Origin of the sequence: Nodosilinea sp. LEGE 06152 (assembly GCF_015207525.1) — a bacterium.
Lineage (GTDB): Bacteria > Cyanobacteriota > Cyanobacteriia > Phormidesmidales > Phormidesmidaceae > Nodosilinea.
Map to the genome: position 1 here is coordinate 217456 of NZ_JADEWR010000003.1, position 16798 is coordinate 234253.

At 58.9% G+C, this 16798-nt stretch carries 16 protein-coding genes and 1 tRNA gene; 6 read left to right on the forward strand and 11 right to left on the reverse strand.

Annotated elements, in window-relative coordinates:
* Positions 1-169: 169 nt before the first annotated feature.
* Complete coding sequence (locus IQ265_RS05785; protein WP_017297340.1) at positions 170-430, reverse strand: DUF3146 family protein; 261 nt, start codon at positions 428-430, stop codon at positions 170-172.
* A 293-nt stretch (positions 431-723) separates the two neighbouring features.
* Here IQ265_RS05785 and IQ265_RS05790 point away from each other — a divergent pair, with 293 nt between their 5' ends.
* The 3 genes from IQ265_RS05790 (at position 724) to IQ265_RS05800 (ending at position 7067) form a co-directional block, all read left to right on the forward strand.
* Complete coding sequence (locus tag IQ265_RS05790) at positions 724-1641, forward strand: NAD(+) kinase (RefSeq protein WP_194051465.1); 918 nt, start codon at positions 724-726, stop codon at positions 1639-1641.
* A gap of 388 nt (positions 1642-2029) precedes the next feature.
* Complete coding sequence (hpsN, locus tag IQ265_RS05795) at positions 2030-2995, forward strand: hormogonium polysaccharide biosynthesis glycosyltransferase HpsN (RefSeq protein ID WP_194051467.1); 966 nt, start codon at positions 2030-2032, stop codon at positions 2993-2995.
* An 85-nt stretch (positions 2996-3080) separates the two neighbouring features.
* On the forward strand, positions 3081-7067 hold the full coding sequence (locus IQ265_RS05800) for a hypothetical protein (protein ID WP_194051469.1): 3987 nt from the start codon (positions 3081-3083) through the stop codon (positions 7065-7067).
* Between the two features lie 13 nt (positions 7068-7080).
* On the opposite strand, the gene IQ265_RS05805 is transcribed toward IQ265_RS05800, so the two are convergent.
* From IQ265_RS05805 to IQ265_RS05815, 3 genes are all read right to left on the reverse strand, one after another.
* A complete protein-coding gene (locus tag IQ265_RS05805) occupies positions 7081-7962 on the reverse strand; it encodes an inositol monophosphatase family protein (RefSeq protein ID WP_194051470.1) in 882 nt (293 codons plus the stop codon).
* A gap of 270 nt (positions 7963-8232) precedes the next feature.
* The gene (gene fba / locus IQ265_RS05810) at positions 8233-9312 is read right to left on the reverse strand and encodes a class II fructose-bisphosphate aldolase (RefSeq protein ID WP_194051471.1); all 1080 of its coding nucleotides are present in this window, start codon (positions 9310-9312) and stop codon (positions 8233-8235) included.
* 241 nt (positions 9313-9553) lie between these two features.
* Positions 9554-9625, reverse strand: a tRNA-Lys gene (locus IQ265_RS05815).
* Between the two features lie 170 nt (positions 9626-9795).
* Here IQ265_RS05815 and IQ265_RS05820 point away from each other — a divergent pair.
* Together IQ265_RS05820 and hemB are read left to right on the forward strand one after the other, a co-directional pair.
* Positions 9796-10296, forward strand: a complete 501-nt coding sequence (locus IQ265_RS05820; protein WP_194051472.1) for a hypothetical protein — start codon at positions 9796-9798, stop codon at positions 10294-10296.
* Positions 10297-10454: 158 nt separating this feature from the next.
* Positions 10455-11435 carry a porphobilinogen synthase gene (hemB, locus tag IQ265_RS05825; RefSeq protein WP_194051473.1) on the forward strand — a complete coding sequence of 327 codons (981 nt, stop codon included), beginning with the start codon at positions 10455-10457 and terminating at the stop codon, positions 11433-11435.
* Positions 11436-11501: 66 nt separating this feature from the next.
* On the opposite strand, the gene IQ265_RS05830 is transcribed toward hemB, so the two are convergent.
* A complete protein-coding gene (locus IQ265_RS05830; RefSeq protein WP_194051474.1) occupies positions 11502-12044 on the reverse strand; it encodes a Uma2 family endonuclease in 543 nt (180 codons plus the stop codon).
* A 109-nt stretch (positions 12045-12153) separates the two neighbouring features.
* On the opposite strand from IQ265_RS05830, the gene surE reads away from it, so the two are divergent.
* A complete protein-coding gene (surE, locus tag IQ265_RS05835; protein ID WP_194051475.1) occupies positions 12154-12837 on the forward strand; it encodes a 5'/3'-nucleotidase SurE in 684 nt (227 codons plus the stop codon).
* Between the two features lie 15 nt (positions 12838-12852).
* Here the strand turns inward: surE and IQ265_RS05840 are convergent, their stop codons facing one another.
* The 6 genes from IQ265_RS05840 to IQ265_RS05865 form a co-directional block, all read right to left on the reverse strand.
* Positions 12853-13623 (reverse strand): endonuclease/exonuclease/phosphatase family protein, encoded by a 771-nt coding sequence (locus IQ265_RS05840; protein WP_194051476.1) that lies wholly within the window; start codon positions 13621-13623, stop codon positions 12853-12855.
* A gap of 147 nt (positions 13624-13770) precedes the next feature.
* A complete protein-coding gene (locus IQ265_RS05845; protein ID WP_228037620.1) occupies positions 13771-14544 on the reverse strand; it encodes a phosphonate ABC transporter ATP-binding protein in 774 nt (257 codons plus the stop codon).
* On the reverse strand, positions 14528-15478 hold the full coding sequence (locus tag IQ265_RS05850) for a putative selenate ABC transporter substrate-binding protein (RefSeq protein ID WP_194051477.1): 951 nt from the start codon (positions 15476-15478) through the stop codon (positions 14528-14530). Before IQ265_RS05850 ends, IQ265_RS05845 begins: the two co-directional genes overlap by 17 nt.
* 117 nt (positions 15479-15595) lie before the next feature.
* Positions 15596-16123: a tetratricopeptide repeat protein gene (locus IQ265_RS05855; protein WP_194051479.1), complete on the reverse strand. Its 528-nt coding sequence runs from the start codon at positions 16121-16123 to the stop codon at positions 15596-15598.
* 28 nt (positions 16124-16151) lie between these two features.
* A complete protein-coding gene (locus IQ265_RS05860; protein WP_347404918.1) occupies positions 16152-16511 on the reverse strand; it encodes a type II toxin-antitoxin system PemK/MazF family toxin in 360 nt (119 codons plus the stop codon).
* Positions 16486-16725, reverse strand: coding sequence for a hypothetical protein (locus tag IQ265_RS05865; RefSeq protein WP_194051484.1), 240 nt, complete (start codon positions 16723-16725; stop codon positions 16486-16488). The genes IQ265_RS05860 and IQ265_RS05865 overlap by 26 nt, the downstream gene beginning before the upstream one ends.
* Positions 16726-16798 lie beyond the last annotated feature (73 nt).

The window sequence follows — 16798 nt, forward strand, 5'->3', positions numbered from 1 at the left end:
CGTGCAAGTTAGAGGTGGTTAGCGAGCGCTAGCCACCTTTGATTATTCAAACCCTGCTAACAGTGGTCATCATTTTTCAATCAATGAGATACTGCGCTGTCCCCACAGTTAAGGGGTTTGCCCTGGCTTAGTTAGCTTAGAACATGGAGTTTACGCATCGCAGTGCCCCCTACAGCTTGGCCCGAATCGTAAATGAGTAGTCGCCGCCGGGTTCGAGCTGGTAGTCGAAGCGTTCTAGAAAGCGGCTGAGCGGTTCGCAGATCAGCGCTCGCCCCAGCGAAGGCTCTACCCTGAGCTGGCCCTGGCGGAAGCGCCATTGAAACTGCCATTCATAGGTGCTGGCCCGCACTTCCCCTTCGATGCGGCCCTGGCTCCACGACTGGTGGGTAATGCGAACGTAAGCGGTGGTTTCAGATTGGCGACGGGTCACAGTGGTAAAAGCAAGCAGTGGGCAGTTGGCGGGGCTGAATCAGCCCTCACAGGTACGATAACCGTAGCGTAGGCCGTGGTCTACCCCAAAAGTGTGGGCAACGATACGACCTTAGGCCTTAAATATGTAGGGTTAACCGAGCAATTCGAGGCAGGCTGTTTAACCGTAGACGAAAAAACGGTAGCCTAGGGAAAAGGTAAACTACGATCCCCAGTAGCGTGTTCGGCATCTTAGCGGTGTAGAGCACGTTTTGTTTACCCTAGCCTCACCGATTTTAAGGTTGGACCCTGCCTGTGCCCAAGGTTGGCATTATTTACAACGACGTTAAGCCTGTAGCCTGCCAGGCTGCTCTCGAATGGGAGGAAAAGCTGACTGGCCTTGGCTACACCGTTAGGCTGGCCACAGGTATGGGCGGCATTTTGGGATATTCCCAGCCCGAACGCCCCGTTTGCCATACCCCGCTCGACAGTTTAGTGCCGCCCCACTTCGACGCCGACATGAGCTTTGCGGTGGTGCTAGGGGGCGATGGCACGGTGCTATCGGCCTTTCGTCAGCTGGCCCCGATTGGGGTACCTCTGCTAACGGTAAACACTGGCCACATGGGCTTTTTGACCGAAGCTTACTTGAACCAACTGCCCCAGGCGATGGATCAGGTGCTGGCGGGCGACTACGAAGTCGAAGAGCGGGGCATGCTGGCGGTCAAGCTTTTTCATGGCGCTGACCTGGTCTGGGAGGCGCTGTGCCTGAACGAAATGGTGCTGCACCGCGAACCGCTCACCAGCATGTGCCACTTTGAGGTCGCAATTGGCTATCATGCCCCGGTCGATATTGCCGCTGACGGCATTATTGTGTCTACGCCCACGGGGTCAACCGCCTACTCGCTCTCGGCCGGGGGGCCAGTCATTGCCCCTGGGGTGTCGGTCACCCAGCTAATCCCCATTTGCCCTCACTCGCTGGCGTCGCGGGGGCTGGTGTTTCCCGATCGCGAGCAGGTCACCATTCACTCGGCCAACCCCGACCCCCTGGTGCTGATTGTGGACGGCAATGCGGGCTGCTACGTCATGCCCAAAGACCGGGTAAGCGCCTGTCGCGCCCCCTACCCGGCTCGGTTTATTCGCCTGCAGCCGCCAGAGTTCTTCAAGGTGCTGCGGGAGAAACTGGGCTGGGGGCTGCCCCACATCGCCAAGCCAACCTCGGTGGAGCTGCCCTAGCCGTTCCACCGAGGTAAGTAACCTCAGCCGTTCCTTGAGCGGCGTCACCCTTCCCTGAGCGGCGTCGAAGGGAACCAGCAGGAATCACCCTTCCTTGAGCGAAGTCACCGTTCCTTGAGCGGAGTCGAAAGGAACAGCGCCAATAGGAATCACCCTTCCTTGAGCGGCGTCCCCGTTCCTTGAGCGGAGTCGAAAGGAACCAGCAGGAATCACCCTTCCTTGAGCGGCGTCCCCGTTCCTTGAGCGGAGTCGAAAGGAACAGCGCCAATAGGAATCACCCTTCCTTGAGCGAAGTCGAAAGGAACTACATCAATTCAGCCACACCCATAGGTTGTCCTTAGCTCATCTCAGTGGGAATACTGCTGTCAACCCCTACGCCCCCACCGCTATGACTTGGCCTACCATTGCTGTGATCATCCCCACCTACCAGCGGGAGGCGGTGCTGTGCGACACCCTGTGCAGCGTTTTGGCCCAGGACTATCCGGCTTATCGGGTGGTGGTGGTAGACCAAACCCAGATCCACGAGAGCGACACCCAGCGCCAGCTAGAGACCTGGGCCAAGGCAGGGGAAATTACCTGGTACCAAGTACCCTGGGCCAGCCTGCCAGCGGCGCGCAATGTGGGAATTGAGCGATCGCATTCCGATCTCGTCCTCTTTCTCGATGACGATGTGGTGCTGCCCCCCGGCTACCTCTACGCCCACGCCCGCACCTTTGTGGAACGGCCTGAGGTGGGGGCAGTGGCGGGTCGGGTGTTTGACCGCATGAAGCTGGCGGAACAAAAGGAACTCGAAATCGACTACTTGCCGCCAGAGGCGATGGACCCCGGCATTGCCTGGTACCACTTAGATTTGGTGCATACCACCCAGCCCCAGCGAGTGCTGACGGCGCGGGGGTGTAATATGTCGTTTCGGCGCGAACTATTTGACCAGCACGGGCTGCGGTTTGACGAGCGCTTCTACGGCAGTGCGGTGCGCGAAGAATCTGACTTTTGCCTGCACATTCGCTCCACCGGCTACATCATTTGGTACAACCCAGCGGCCCATCTGGTACATCTGGGCGAGGAGACTGGCGGCTGCCATGACATAACAACGCGATCGCTCAGCTACCAAATGAACTTCTACCACAACCACTTTTTGCTGGCCCTCAAAAACCTCACCCTGGGGCAAAACCTGCGCCTCTACGGCCGCCTGTTCGACTGCCACGTGCTGGGGCACCCCCCCTGCAATAAAGACGGGCATCCGCTCAAAGTGCTTAGCCGGGGGATATTTTTTGTGGTGGGCTGGCTCTATACGGTTTATACCCTGCTCACTACGGCAGGCCAGCACGGGCGCATTTACCCCCATGTAGAGTAGAACCAGAAGTTAAGAATCTCAGGGGGAAGAATCGGCTGGCTCTGTCAGCGATCATAATTCTAAAAACCTTTTCTGTAGGCAGCCCATGGCTGACGATCGCGACCCCACGATTCGATTACAGCTGGATCTGTTGCCCGATCAGCCAGGGCTGCTTGCCGGGCTAGATACCTGGCTGCAACTGGGGCTAATCTCTGAGTCACAGGTGCGAGAGATTGCCCAAACGCGGCTCAGTTGTGACCTGCCGCCCGAGCTAGACCCGGTAGCCGCACCAGAACCGACTTTAGCCGATACGGTTAATCCTTTTGAAGAAACTGCTGGGGCCGTCGCGGGTCGTGCCCCAATCACTGATTTCGTCCCCGCTGCACCAGCGCCGCCCCGCCAGAGGTCGCGTCAATCGCGCCCCACTTCGCGCCCCACTTCGCGCCCTGAACAAGGTCAAAAGTCGGCTCCAACTCAGCCCAGATCCCCCTCGCCTACTCAGCAGTGGCTCAACCGCCTGATGAGCGAGCTGAGCGTGGTGTGGCTGCTGGGGCTGGGAGTATTTCTCGTCGTGCTGTCGTCGGCGGTGCTGGCGGCTACCCAGTGGGAGCGGTTTGGCGCGGTAGGCCAGTACCTGGTGCTGCTGGCCTACACGCTGGTGTTTTGGGCAGTGGGGCTGTGGTGCCATCGCCGCCCCAATTTGCAGCTCACGGCCAAAACCCTGCAAATGATTACCCTGCTGCTGGTGCCGCTCAACTTTTGGGCGCTGGATGGGCTGGGGGTATGGCGGGGCGGGGGCCTGGTTGTGGGGGCGATCGCCACCATTCTGCTCACCCTGGCGGCGCTGCACGTGCTGCGCCAGCAAGCCAGCACTTCTCTAGAGCAGGCCAACGCTCTGGGGCTGGCCTACCTGCACACCGGTTGGGCGCTGGGCTCGGTGCCCATTTTGGCGGTCTATGCCGGAACTTTGGGCAGTGCCGCCGCTACGATCTACGACCAGCGACGGCGGGGAGTATCCCCCGGTCTGCGCTGGCCCACCATTGCCATTACCGCGGCTCTGGGGCTGCTGCTGGCGCGGGGGTTAACCACGCTACCGTCATATCAGTTTGGTCAGTTCGGGCTGGCCTTTGGGCTTTACGGGGCGACCTGGGTTTGGCTGGGGCAGCGGCGATTGCGGCCAAAACCTCAGCCAGCTGCAAATTTAGACGCGTCTACAAGCCCAGCGCCAGCACCAGAAACACCGATCGATCGCACCTCTCGCTGGGGTATTGCCATTGGTCGGGGGCTGCTGTGGTGGGGCTGGCTGATTGCGCTCGCAAACTGGTTTTTGCAGGCTTTCGGCATTGGTCTGCTGGGGCTGGCCCTGCGGATTCAGGCGCTTGGCAAACTGGGTAAGCGGCGCGATTTGCTGGTCGCCTATGCGATCGCCGTCCAGCTGGCCTTTGTCGGTTGGGAACTAATTCCCCTGTCCCTACGCCAGTCGATCATGGCTCCTCTGGTCGGTTGGATTGGCCCCGACAGTAGCCCCGACGCGCTCCTGGGAATTTCGCTGTTTCCCTACGTCGTGAGCATGGTGGCCCTAGGCGATTGGTACTTGCGCCGAGGCAAGCTTAAGCTGAGCCACTTGAGCGATGGTATTGCCCTGGGTACTAACGCGCTGCTAACAACTATCAGCGTGCTCAGCGGCCCGGTGTTGGTAGTAAACCTGATTGCGTCTACACTCACGGCCCTGGTGGTAACGCTGCGTCGCGCCCTAGCCCGCTGGCGCATTGTCGTCGTCTATGGGCTGGCCCTGGTAAGCATTCTGGTTGCGATTGGTAACTACTGGCCAACGCTGCCCCTCGATCGCTGGCTGGGGGTAATTGTCGCACTGGCCACGGCTGCCCTGCTGCTGAGCAAAGCGCTGCCTGGGCTCTGGGGCAGCAGCGCCTGGCTCTACGGCGTGGGGCTCTCAGCGATGACCTACGCCCTGCTGTGGGGCTACTTCATTGACGATGGCTTTGGCTTTGGGCTGAGCTGGCTGGGGCTGGTGATTCCGGTGGTGCTGGCGTTGATTGGCCGTCATCCGGCTAGCGTGCTGACCACAGGAATTGCGCTGCCGTTCACCCTGGGCTTGCCCTGGACTCGGCTGGTGGGGCTGAGTACGGCTACGGCTCTGACGGGGGTGAATAGCGCCTTTTATCGGCGGCCTGGGGTGGCGTTTTTGGCCGTGGCCTTTGCCCTGGGCTGGGTCTACAGCAGTTTGGCCGACTGGGTGCCCAGTTTTCCGCGCCACCTGGCCGATTGGGGCCTGGTGACGGTGGGGCTAATGGCGGTGCTCTGGGGAATTTGGCGATTCCCGCAGGGAGCGCTGCGCGAATCGCTCCCTCCAGCGCCCCTGGCCCTTGAACGGTCCAGCCCACCAGAACATGCTGACAATTTGCCTGCGTTGGCGACGCTGTATCGGGTAGCCTGCGATCGCTGGGGTCACATTCTCGCCGTTGGCGTCCTGGCCCTCTCCACTGCGGCAATTTCCCTCTATTACCTAGAGCTGCGCGACCCTCGCCCGCTGATCGTCGCTGTTCTCGCCAGCTTTCTGGTGGCCCTAGGCTTGCGCTACTGGGGAAATTTGCGCCCCGTGACGATCTACCTGGCGGGCTGGGGGGTAGAACTGCTGGTGGCGGGGCTGCTGGTCGATCGCTACCCGGCTCCAGTTTCCCTGGCGGTGCCAACTTTGGGCTTGGGGGCGATCGCCCTGATTTTTGCCGCTACCACAGGGCGATCGCGGCCTATTCTAGCCGCTCCCCTGCACACGCTTACTATTGCCTATGCTGGACTGGCCCTGGCGCTGCGATGCTACACGGCTACAGCCTGGACGGGCTGGCTGGTAGTCGCAGCCGCCCTGCTCATCCTGGAAGTAGGGCGGCGTACTCAGACTCCGTTGACGCGCTGGCTGGCCCTGGGGCTGCTATCGGTGGGCTGGTACGAGCTGGTGATTTACCAGATGCTGCTGGGTTCTGGGGGAGAAGCAGCGGATGCCCTGCTGATACTGGCTGGAGTAGCAGCGTTAATTATGGCCGTTTACCGTCTGCTCGCCGGACAGCTCGATCGCGCCCTGGGTCTGCCCCAGACAGAGTTAATTTGGGCGGCGCACCTGCACTGGCTGATCGGCAGTCTGCTCATGCTGGGTGGCGGTATAGGGATGGGTTCTGGTCAAGCGACCTTGGGCTGGCTGGGGTTAGCGATCGCGGCTGCACTCCTCCTCTACGCCCTCAGCCAGGGGCGACTGGGTGAGTCTGACCCAGTTCAGCACGCCTGGGTTTACGCCGGACTCCTAGAGCTGGTCGGCTGGTTTGCCCTGGGGCGATCGCTCTTTCCTGCCCTAAACGTTCTCGACAACTGGTGGGGCGTGGTGGCCTGTGCCGTGGCGGTGCCAGTGTACTGGGTGCCCTGGGGCACCTGGAGCTGGCCCCAGCGACCCTGGCGCGTAATGGCGGTGGGGGTGCCCCTAGCGATCGCAATCCTGACGGGAGGATTCGACCACATTCCTACCCTGTGGGTATTGGTCGGGTTCTACGGCTGGCTAGCTTGGCACAGCTACAAAATTCGGATTTCATACCTGTCGGTATTCTACGCCGCCTGGGCGATCTGGGTCTGGCTAGAAACCCAATCTATAGACGACAGCGTGGCCTGGGTACTGCCCCTGGGGCTGGCTTTGCTCTACATCGCCCAGGTAGACCCAGGTTTAAAGCTGGCCGAACGCAAGGAACAGCGCCACTGGCTGCGCGCGATCGCCCTGGCGCTAATCTTGCTGACCGCCCTGGTCACCGAACGGTGGGCAGGGCTGCCGGTGGGGGCGCTGGCGCTGGGGGCGATCGCGGCGGGCCTGCTGCTCCGCATGCGCGCTCCGCTCTACGTCGGCACCCTGGTTTTCGCCCTCAACGCCCTCAACCAGCTGGTGCTGCTCAACGCCGCCTTTCCCTTCATCAAGTGGGTGGTGGGCATTGTCGTGGGCATTGCCCTGATCTGGGCTGCCGCCGATGTCGAGCGCCGCCGCGGCCAGTGGCTACAGCTCACCCAGAGCTGGGGCCAAGATTTAGATCAGTGGCAGTGAGAAAGCCAAGTCTTTAGCATCCCACTACCCTAGCGGCGGTGACGGCAGCCAATAGATCGGCATGCACAGCCTTAGAACAGCCGATCACCATACCGGGGCGGAGGTAATCGCGGCAGGTGTGCAGCGGCGGGGGCGGGTCGCCCGCAAAGGTGGTCACAATGTAGCCCATCTCCTGGGCCATAAAGGCCAGCACTGCCCCATCGATAAATTGCCCCTTGGCCAGCACCGCCCCGGCCAGGTCGCCGCTGAGCAACCCATTAAAGTTGGGAATCTGAGTCTCTTTGGAATAGTCAGTTTTGGTGTGGTAAACCCGGTAGCGATCGCCAATATGCGGTACCACCGCCCCCATTTGCCAGCCCAGACAGATCGCTGGGGCCGGATCAGCAACCTCGATCCGAGTGCAGTCTTCTAGGGATTGATCCAATCTGCCTTTAAAGGTGCCCTCGCCCCGCAGGGTGTAGTAGTAGATGCCCTGGCCGGGGGTAATGGCGATCGCCGCCTCGTACTCATCGGCATTGAGAACCGCCAAAATAATCTGATAGTTCGAGTGGCCATCCAGGTAAAACTGAGTGCCATCGATGGGGTCAAGGGTGATCAGGTAGTCACCCGCTGGGCCGAGGTCAATGGCGCGAAAGTACTTGGTGTTGTAGGTTTGCTCATACTCCTCACCGTAGAAGCGCACCTGGGGAAACAGCCCCAGCAGCACCACCTCCATCATGGTTTGAATCGACAGATCGGCATCACTGAGCGCCGAGGCAAAAAAATTGTCGCCCTTACCGTCTTTGTCGGGCTGGGCCACAATCTGAGCCTGAATCTGCTGGGCATAGGCACCAGCCGTTTTGAGGTAAGGCAGCAGAGCCGCCAGAATTTCTCGGGGGGTAGTCGGGGGCAGCATAGAACATGTTTTGGCGGCAGAGCACCCCTAATGTACGCCAAGGGCGGCAAATTTGTTTTCCCGCTGTGGATCTTAGCCCCCAATTTGTAGGCTGGCCAAGTAGCGGATCGAGCATTGAGCGGAGTCGAAATGCGGCCTATAGATAATCAGACCCACTTACTTCGCTCCAACATTCATAAAAAACAAAAGCAGGGCCTCCTCAACGAAGAAACCCTGCTTCATTTCAAGCTAGACCAGATTCCCTAGAGAATCCAAGCGATCGCGCAGTTTCTAAACCGCAGCAGCTTTGGCGGTCTTAGCGTCGAGTTCGCCCTTGGCGTACTTAACGGCGTAGACATCCACAGGCTCTTGCTTGATCTTGCTGGCCTGACCGGCGGTGCCAAAGGCGTCGTAGCGCTCGGCGCACACTTCGGTCATGTACTTCATCGAAGGCTTCATGAAGTGGCGAGGATCGAAGTTAGAAGGATCCTTCGCAGCGGCTTCACGAATGGCAGCGGTGATGGCCAGACGGTTGTCGGTGTCGATGTTGACCTTGCGCACACCGCTCTTGATGCCCTTTTGAATTTCTTCGATGGGCACACCGTAGGTCTCAGGAATTTGACCACCGTACTGGTTGATCATATCCAGCCACTTCTGGGGCACCGAAGAAGACCCGTGCATGACCAGGTGGGTGTTGGGCAGGCGGCGGTTGATTTCTTCGATGCGGCTGATGGCCAGAATTTCGCCCGTGGGCTTGCGGGTAAACTTGTACGCGCCGTGGCTGGTGCCAATGGCAACGGCCAGAGCGTCCACCTGGGTAGCTTCGACAAACTGTACCGCTTCGTCGGGGTCGGTCAGCAGCTGGTCGTGGCTGAGGGTACCCTCAAAGCCGTGACCGTCTTCCGCTTCACCAGCACCGGTTTCGAGGGAGCCGAGGCAGCCCAGTTCACCCTCAACGCTACAGCCAATGGAGTGAGCCACTTTCACCACTTCGCGGGTAACGGCCACGTTGTAGTCAAAGCTAGCGGGGGTCTTGGCGTCAGCTTCCAAAGAGCCATCCATCATGACGCTGGTGAAGCCGTTGCGCAGAGCCGAGTAGCAGGTGGCAGGAGAGTTGCCGTGGTCTTGGTGCATGACCACGGGAATGTGGGGGTAGGTTTCAACCGCGGCGAGCACCAGGTGACGCAGGAAGTTTTCGCCAGCGTAGGAGCGGGCACCGCGAGATGCTTGCAGAATCACGGGGCTATCGGTTTCATCCGCAGCCTTCATGATGGCTAGAATTTGCTCCAGGTTGTTTACGTTGTAAGCCGGGATGCCGTAGCCATTCTCAGCGGCATGATCCAGCAGTAGCCTCAGTGAGACAAGCGCCATAAAATTCCTCCTAGTGTGTTCTCGCCGTTAGGCCTTTGAGTCGTTTAAGTAGGTAGCCTTACTCATCAATCTTAGGATAGATCGGATGATGTATGACGAAATGTTTGCAAAAGCTAAAGTCAAGCTTAAAAGACCTCCCCACCTAGTAGGGATGTGTTCACCCCTCCACTCTGCCCCATCATAAAACACTGTGGGACACAGACCACGAGTTCTACCGTTTAGGAAGCAGGCAAGGAAAAAATGGGTCGCCTGGGATTCGAACCCAGGACCAATCGGTTAAAAGCCGAGTGCTCTACCGCTGAGCTAGCGACCCGTGATTTGGTGATGTACTCATCTCTGAGCACGATTAAGAATCCTAGCACATAGTTTTCGCTTAATGACGCTGACAGAAAAATAAATGTTGGGTGAAGCCGCGATCGCAGGTTCGCGGGGAGGGAAACCTTAGGCACACCCTTCCCTGTAGATCGGCTCCAACCACCCCCCATGGATAAACTACCCGGCGGTTCTGACCAGTCCTCATCCCAAGCTAGCATGGCGTTGGAGCGGCTGCTGGGGCAAATGAGCCCGGCAATTGCCCGCTCCTTCACTGAGAGCCAGCGAGAGGCGCTCCAGGCCGCTCTAGTCACTACCTTTTGGCAAAAGCATGCGATTGATCTTCGCCTATCTATTCCCCTGGTGCTCAGGCGGTACTACCTGGTCGTGGTGGCGGGTCCAGAAAAACGCTCTCAGGAGCGCCGCCAGCAGGACCAAACCACGCGATCGGTTTCGGGGCAGATGGCGGTGGCGGTAGCGGTTACGAGCCTTAGCCTTGGCCTTTTGGCAGTGCTGATGCACCTCACCCAGCACCAGACTGGCGCGGGCGATCGCCCCCAGGCCAGCCCGGCGGCTGTTCCTTTTTTAGGCGATCGCACCGCCTGCGAACACAGTGGCCGCACCTGGCAAAACGGCGAATGCCTCGACTTTGAGCACGACCCCACTTTTTAGGTTTTCCCGGCTTAGTCTAAAAGTCAGGGCGAAGGGAATGCTGACGGCCTACATCTCTAAAATAGACGTTACGGAACGTAACCAAGCGCTTGTTTTCGTTCCAAAATGAAGCTTTAGTTTAATGAAGCTTCATTCTTAGAGACCTCTCACCCCAGGCCATGTTCCCCACCCATCGCCCTCGCCGTTTGCGCCAGCACCCGCAACTTCGCCGCATGGTGCAAGAAACCCTGGTCACCCAGGCCGATTTGATCTATCCGCTGTTTGCCGTGCCCGGCGAAGGTTTCGCCAAAGAAGTATCGTCGATGCCGGGAGTCTACCAGCTCTCGGTCGACAAGATTGTCGAAGAAGCCAAGGAAGTCTACGACCTGGGCATTCCTGCCATCATTTTGTTTGGCATTCCCGCCGACAAAGACACCGACGCCACCGGAGCCTGGCACGACTGCGGCATTGTGCAGCAGGCCACTACGGCAGTTAAGGAAGCTGTGCCCGACCTGGTGGTAATTGTTGATACCTGCCTGTGCGAGTACACCAGCCACGGCCACTGCGGCTATTTAGAAGTAGGCGACCTCAGCGGGCGCGTGCTCAACGACCCCACCCTGGAGCTGCTAAAGAAAACCGCCGTGGCCCAGGCTAAGGCCGGGGCCGATATTATTGCGCCCTCGGGCATGATGGATGGCTTTGTACAGGCGATTCGGGCCGGGCTAGACGAACACGGCTTCGAAGATACACCAATTCTCTCCTACGCCGCTAAGTACGCCTCGGCCTACTACGGGCCGTTCCGCGATGCGGCGGAGAGTGCGCCGCAGTTCGGCGATCGCCGCACCTACCAAATGGACCCCGCCAACGGCACCGAAGCGCTCAAAGAAATTGAGCTAGATATTGCCGAAGGGGCCGACATGCTAATGGTGAAGCCCGCCCTGGCTTACATGGATATCATCTGGCGGGTAAAGCAGGCGACGAACCTGCCGGTTGCCGCCTACAACGTGTCGGGCGAATACTCGATGGTCAAGGCCGCCGCCCTCAACGGCTGGGTGGATGAGCAAAAGGTGGTGATGGAAACCATGACCAGCTTTAAGCGCTCCGGGGCCGACCTGATTTTGACCTACCACGCCAAAGACGTGGCCCGCTGGATTGGGTAGCCGATTGCGCTAGGGAGTTAAGGAACCCGGCTTTCTCAAAAAGCCGGGTTCCTTTGTTTGTAGAAGTTACTCAAATACCAGGGGCCACAGGTCAGCGACGGCGACCTCCCAGCCCGGTAGCAGGTCAGGGACGGTGAGCATGTCCCTATTGCTTAGGGCGATCGCCTCTTGCCCCAGCCGGTAAACCTCCACCCGGCGGCTCTCAGGGTTGATCAAAATGCCGACCTGAGTACCCAACACTAGAAAATCTTGAATTTTGGCACGCAGTTTGGCTACGCTGTCGGTCGGCGATTTGACTTCTACCATCAGGTCTGGGGCCAGTTCGGCAAAGGAGCGCGGGCTACGGCGCAGCCGCTCAGCTTTAACGAAGGAGACATCCGGGGCGCGGGTATCGGAATTTGGCAGCACAAACCCCGCACTTGATCCAGTAACTCGGCCCAGTTGCCGGGGGCGAACCCAGTTGCCCAAAACCCTCGATAGTTCAGTAGAGACTTCATCGGCCTCGTAGCCGGATGGACTCATAACGTTGACCTCTCCATCCACTAACTCCATGCGGTAGTCGGGATAGTCGGCTTGCAGCTTGGCTAATTCGTGAACGGTTAAACCCATCGTTGGCCTCCGATCAGAGGTATCTGAGCCTATTGTATGGGCTGATCGCTAGCTCACCTAGGGAGCTTACAGCTTATGCTGCAAGCAGAGAAATTCTAGCTGCCCACCCATGACCTTTATTCTCACCAACGACGATGGCATCGATGCCCCAGGCATTGCGGCCCTGCGGGAGGCGCTGAGGGGCTATCCTACCTGTGTCGTTGCCCCCGATCGCCATCTTTCGGGCTGTAGCCACCAGATGAACCGGGGCGGCCCGATCGCCATTACCCAGCGGGAAGAAAACGCCTTTGCCATTGGCGGTACCCCAGCCGACTGCGCCCGCGTTGGGGTTAGCCACCTGTGCCCCAATGCGACCTGGGTACTCTCCGGCATTAACGCCGGGGGCAATATGGGGGCCGACATTCACGTGTCGGGTACGGTTGCGGCTGTGCGAGAGGCGGCTCTGCTGCGGGTACCGGGCATCGCCGTGTCTCACTACATTCAAAACCGCCGCCCCGTTGACTGGGCGATGGCGGCTCGCCTGACCGCTCAGGTGCTTGAGACGCTTATGGCTGAAGCGCTGCCCCAGGGCTGCTTCTGGAACGTGAATTTGCCTCACTTACAGCCGGGCGACCCCGACCCGGAAATTGTTTTCTGCACCACCTGTACCCAGCCCCTGCCCATCGAGTTCAAAGTGGAAGAGGGTCAGTTTTATTACGTGGGCGACTATGGCAAGCGCCGCCGCGACCCCGACTCAGACGTGGCGGTCTGCTTTGGCGGCAACATTGCCGTCACGAAAATTTGCCTATGGTAGGGGATACCTCAACCGCTATGGTTCAAACCCAAGTTCGACCCCAATGCCAAAGTGGTCGGACAATCCGCGCAGATCGTCGAGCCGCTGGGGCCAAGCAAAGGAATTTTGAAAGTGCTCCTCGACGTTAGAAGCGATACAAATGTGGTCAATGTTGGAGTGCTGCCCGTCGATGAGTTGGTGAACTGGGTCATGTTCGCCAGCGGTAAGGCAGACTAGCTTCACGCTGTCTAGGGCCTGTCGTAGGGCCTGCTTGTTGCGGCGTGACCCATAGTAGTGCAGGGCGTTCAGGTCCTGGTTGAAGTCTCCGGCCACTGTCAGAATAGCCTTTGGATAGGTGGTTCGCAGCAGTTGCCAATCGGCCTGCTGGGCAGCCAGGGCAGCGGCAAAGGCCTGGCCCTGGGAAGCGGGCTGCATTGGCCCATGTTGGCCGGTCTTTGACCATCGCCAACTACTGCCCAACCAGGGCAGCACTGTGCCATACACCACCCACTGCTGGCCACTGCCCAAGGTGAGCAGGGCGGCGGCGGTGCGGGCTTCATCAATGGTTGTGAGGGGCACCAGTTCGCCCGCTTTAACCCAGATTTGTACCCAGCGCTCACCCTCTGCCCCAGGGCGCTCAGGCAGGCCGCTGGCTACCGAGTAGTAATTTTTCCCAGGGGCAATGTCCAGATGGGTTTCAGTCAAAATCCAAATGTCGGCATCGATGCGGTTGAGCCATTGGCGCTGGCGCTCAGCCTGCACCGACTGAGGTAGCGCGCGCTCAAGATTCCAGGTAGCGATTTTCATTCTGGGTCGGCAGACGGGTGAAACAGAGAAAATCTCTGTAACAGCCACTACTTAACCCTGGAAACGGACCTCTTGCATATGTTCTTTAATACAAATCGGCTGTCTAGCGTATTTGAAGGTTTGTGGGCGAGCTTTTCCAAACCCCAACTAAAGTTGGTAAAGGCTGGCCAGCATAGCATCGCTGACCTGCTCGGTGGGAGCATCGAAGAGAATTTGCCCCTGGCGTAGGCCAATAATGCGATCGCAGTACTTGACCGCAAACTCGACCTCGTGGAGGCTGATCACCAGGGTTTTGCCGGTGGTCTCGCTGAGCTGGCGCAGCAGGTCCAGCATTGCCCGCGATCGCTCCGGGTCCACGCTAGAGATGGGTTCGTCGGCAAGAATAGCGGCGGGGTCTTGCACCAGCACCCGCGCCAGGGCCACCCGCTGCTGCTGCCCGCCGGAGAGGCGATCGGTGCGGGCGTAGAGCTTATCGGCAATGCCCACCTGAGCCAGGGCCAGGGCGGCAGACTGAGTCTCCAAAGGCCACACTAGCGACCAGAGGGCTTTGGGCAACGACCAGCGCCCCAGGTGCCCAGCGTTGACGTTGTGAACCACAGCCAGGTTGCCCACCAGGTGGTGCTGCTGGTAGACCGTACCAACCAGCCGCTGAATTCGTCGTCGTTTTCCAGCGGTCAGATGGCTAATATCCTGTCCCATGATCACCACGCGCCCCGTAGTCGGGACCTGACTGCCGTTCAGCAGGCTCAGCAGCGTGCTCTTGCCTGCTCCGCTAGGGCCAATCAGGGCTACCCGTTCGCCGGGGGCGATCGCTAGACTGCAGTCGGTGAGAGCTGCCACCGCCCCAAAGCGGCAGCTCACCCCCTCTAGCTGAAAAATCGCCCCACAGTGACCAAATTTGCCACTACTGAATTTTGCCAATTTTGCGGCCCACCGCTTCGATCTCGGCGTAGTTGTCGTTGCTGGTAGCGATAAACCGCTCAGCCCCAAACAGGTCGAGAATTTCCTTTTGTTCGGGCACCGCAGGGTCGAGGGCCATCAGCGCGGCCTGCACTTTTTCGGCAAAGCCTTCGCCGTAGCGCTCATCGACCTCGGGGCTAATCACCCAGTGGTAGTCGTAGTAGGGCGGCGTGCGCCAGATGACGGCCACTTTAGAGGTATCGACGGCTCCTTCGCTGACGCGATCGCGCCACACCTGCTCATTCAGGGCTCCGACCTCGTAGGTGCCTGCTTCGACGAGCTTAATCGTGGTGTCGTGGTTGCCCGAGAAGCCCACTTCGCCCTTAAAGTCTTGGGCGATGTCGATACCGGCCTCTTCCATAAAGTACTGGGGCATTAGCCGCCCCGAGGTCGACGACTCGCTGCCAAAGGTGAGGGTGCGCCCCTTGATCTGGGCCAGATCCTGGGCATCGGTGAATTCTTTTAGCCCCGTGGCGGTATTGGCAATGAACACGCTGTGAAACTGTTCATCAATGTCGCGCTGGGCGATCGCCTGTGCCCCCGGCACCTGCAGCCGGGCCTGCACCCCGGTCAGCCCGCCAAACCACACCAGATCCAGATCGCCAACTCTAAACGCAGTGACAGCAGCAGCATAGTCAGTCACGGGCTTGTACTCGACGGGTACCCCCAGCTCAGCCTCCAGGTAGTCGGCTAGCTTAGTGTAAAGTCGCTGCAGCTCTTCAGGGTCCTGGTCGGGAATCGCCCCCGCCGTGAGGGGAATTACGCTTTGCTCGGTGGTCGCGCCGCTTTCTCCAGCCGCACCCTGCTCTGGCGCAGAGGGGGCACAGGCTCCCAGGGGCAGCAGCAGTAGCAGGCTGGATGCCCCTGCGATCCACAAACGACGAATGCTCACCATGATCTAGATAGTGTCTTAAACAGCAGCCTTAAATCATACGTGTGGATCCTACCCAAAGCAATGCCCTCCCCCAGGGATGGCGCAGGCCACTGTATAACCCAGCCGAGCGTGACGCTTTTAGCTCAGCCAGAGCAGGCCACCTAAAACCAAAGCTACCCCGACCAGGGCCGCCCACAAAAATCCGTTGTCTTTGCTGTTAATTTCGCTGGGGTCAATCGGTGGTTCTTCGGATTTAGGCCGTGGACGAGAGGTCGCCTTAGTTCCCCCATAGCCAGCCTGACCCAAGCTTTGAGCCCCATCGGCAGACAGCTTGTCTAGATCAGGAATCTCCGTCATCCAGTTGGTGGGGCGCTGAAGCTGAGGGGCCTGCAAAATGTAGAGCAAATTTTTGCCTTGTTTACGGGTTTCTAGATCCGGGTGACGGGCTAAAGCCTGACAGAGGGCGATCGCGTCCTGCTGCCGCCCGACCGCGCTGTAGGCATTCACCAGCCAGGTTTGAATTTGGCCACCTAGAGGGGTTGTGGCTTTGGCCAAATCCAGGGCAGCCTCGAAGTACTCCACGGCCTCGCGGTAGTTCCCCCGCTCAAAAGCGGTTTGGCCGTAGGCATACTGGGTTTTGGCAAGCTCGCGCGGGTCTTCAGTCATGGAGCACAAAAAACTGAATGGGCAGAGATTAGTTGTCAAAAAGACGGCACAGTCGCTTGGCTATATCTGCCTGGGCTGTTTCTGATAGCGCGCCCAGTTCTCGCAAAATGAGCGAAGTACGAGCCGTCATCAAATAATGCAATCGTAAAGCAGATGACTTACGCAGCCCACTGCCAACGAATTCAGGATGGGATACATCGAAGACGAGGTCAGTTGCCAGTGGATTTTCGGGTAGGCGGCTGGTGATGAATGCCAGCAGAACCTGCTGATAAGGACCGATGGCATGAGTTACGCAAACCGCTGGCCTTACCTTAGTGGCCGACAAGTCGTCAAACGGGAAGGGCACGAGGACAACCTTACCCCTAGGGCTCGAAGGGCTTACCATCATTCACAGTGTAAATATCTTCTTCGGAATCGTAGAGAAAACTAAAGGCAGGATTTTGAGCAGCGGATTGTAACCACTCATTCTCTTCGTCAGCGCTCTCTTCGACCAAAACAATTACCCTCACCTGAGCATCCTTGAGCGCAGGATCGAGCTGAAACTCAGGCCAGGTTAAATGACCATTAGCTGCGACCGTTGCTGGTAGCTCGTAAGCTTTCATAAAATTTGGTGGGTGGCTTATCAAGGTTAATTTAAGGGTAGCCCAAGGGCTTAGCGATTACCTCGTGTCTAAG

Excerpts from the sequence above, each read along its gene's own strand:
- IQ265_RS05840 (WP_194051476.1), bottom strand. The coding sequence starts at position 13,623 with ATGAAAATCGCTACCTGGAATCTTGAGCGCGCGCTACCTCAGTCGGTG.
- surE (WP_194051475.1), top strand. The coding sequence starts at position 12,154 with ATGACCTTTATTCTCACCAACGACGATGGCATCGATGCCCCAGGCATT.
- IQ265_RS05830 (WP_194051474.1), bottom strand. The coding sequence starts at position 12,044 with ATGGGTTTAACCGTTCACGAATTAGCCAAGCTGCAAGCCGACTATCCC.
- hpsN (WP_194051467.1), top strand. The coding sequence starts at position 2,030 with ATGACTTGGCCTACCATTGCTGTGATCATCCCCACCTACCAGCGGGAG.
- IQ265_RS05860 (WP_347404918.1), bottom strand. The coding sequence starts at position 16,511 with ATGATGGTAAGCCCTTCGAGCCCTAGGGGTAAGGTTGTCCTCGTGCCC.
- IQ265_RS05850 (WP_194051477.1), bottom strand. The coding sequence starts at position 15,478 with ATGGTGAGCATTCGTCGTTTGTGGATCGCAGGGGCATCCAGCCTGCTA.
- IQ265_RS05820 (WP_194051472.1), top strand. The coding sequence starts at position 9,796 with ATGGATAAACTACCCGGCGGTTCTGACCAGTCCTCATCCCAAGCTAGC.
- IQ265_RS05800 (WP_194051469.1), top strand. The coding sequence starts at position 3,081 with ATGGCTGACGATCGCGACCCCACGATTCGATTACAGCTGGATCTGTTG.
- IQ265_RS05865 (WP_194051484.1), bottom strand. The coding sequence starts at position 16,725 with ATGAAAGCTTACGAGCTACCAGCAACGGTCGCAGCTAATGGTCATTTA.
- IQ265_RS05805 (WP_194051470.1), bottom strand. The coding sequence starts at position 7,962 with ATGCTGCCCCCGACTACCCCCCGAGAAATTCTGGCGGCTCTGCTGCCT.
- fba (WP_194051471.1), bottom strand. The coding sequence starts at position 9,312 with ATGGCGCTTGTCTCACTGAGGCTACTGCTGGATCATGCCGCTGAGAAT.
- IQ265_RS05855 (WP_194051479.1), bottom strand. The coding sequence starts at position 16,123 with ATGACTGAAGACCCGCGCGAGCTTGCCAAAACCCAGTATGCCTACGGC.
- hemB (WP_194051473.1), top strand. The coding sequence starts at position 10,455 with ATGTTCCCCACCCATCGCCCTCGCCGTTTGCGCCAGCACCCGCAACTT.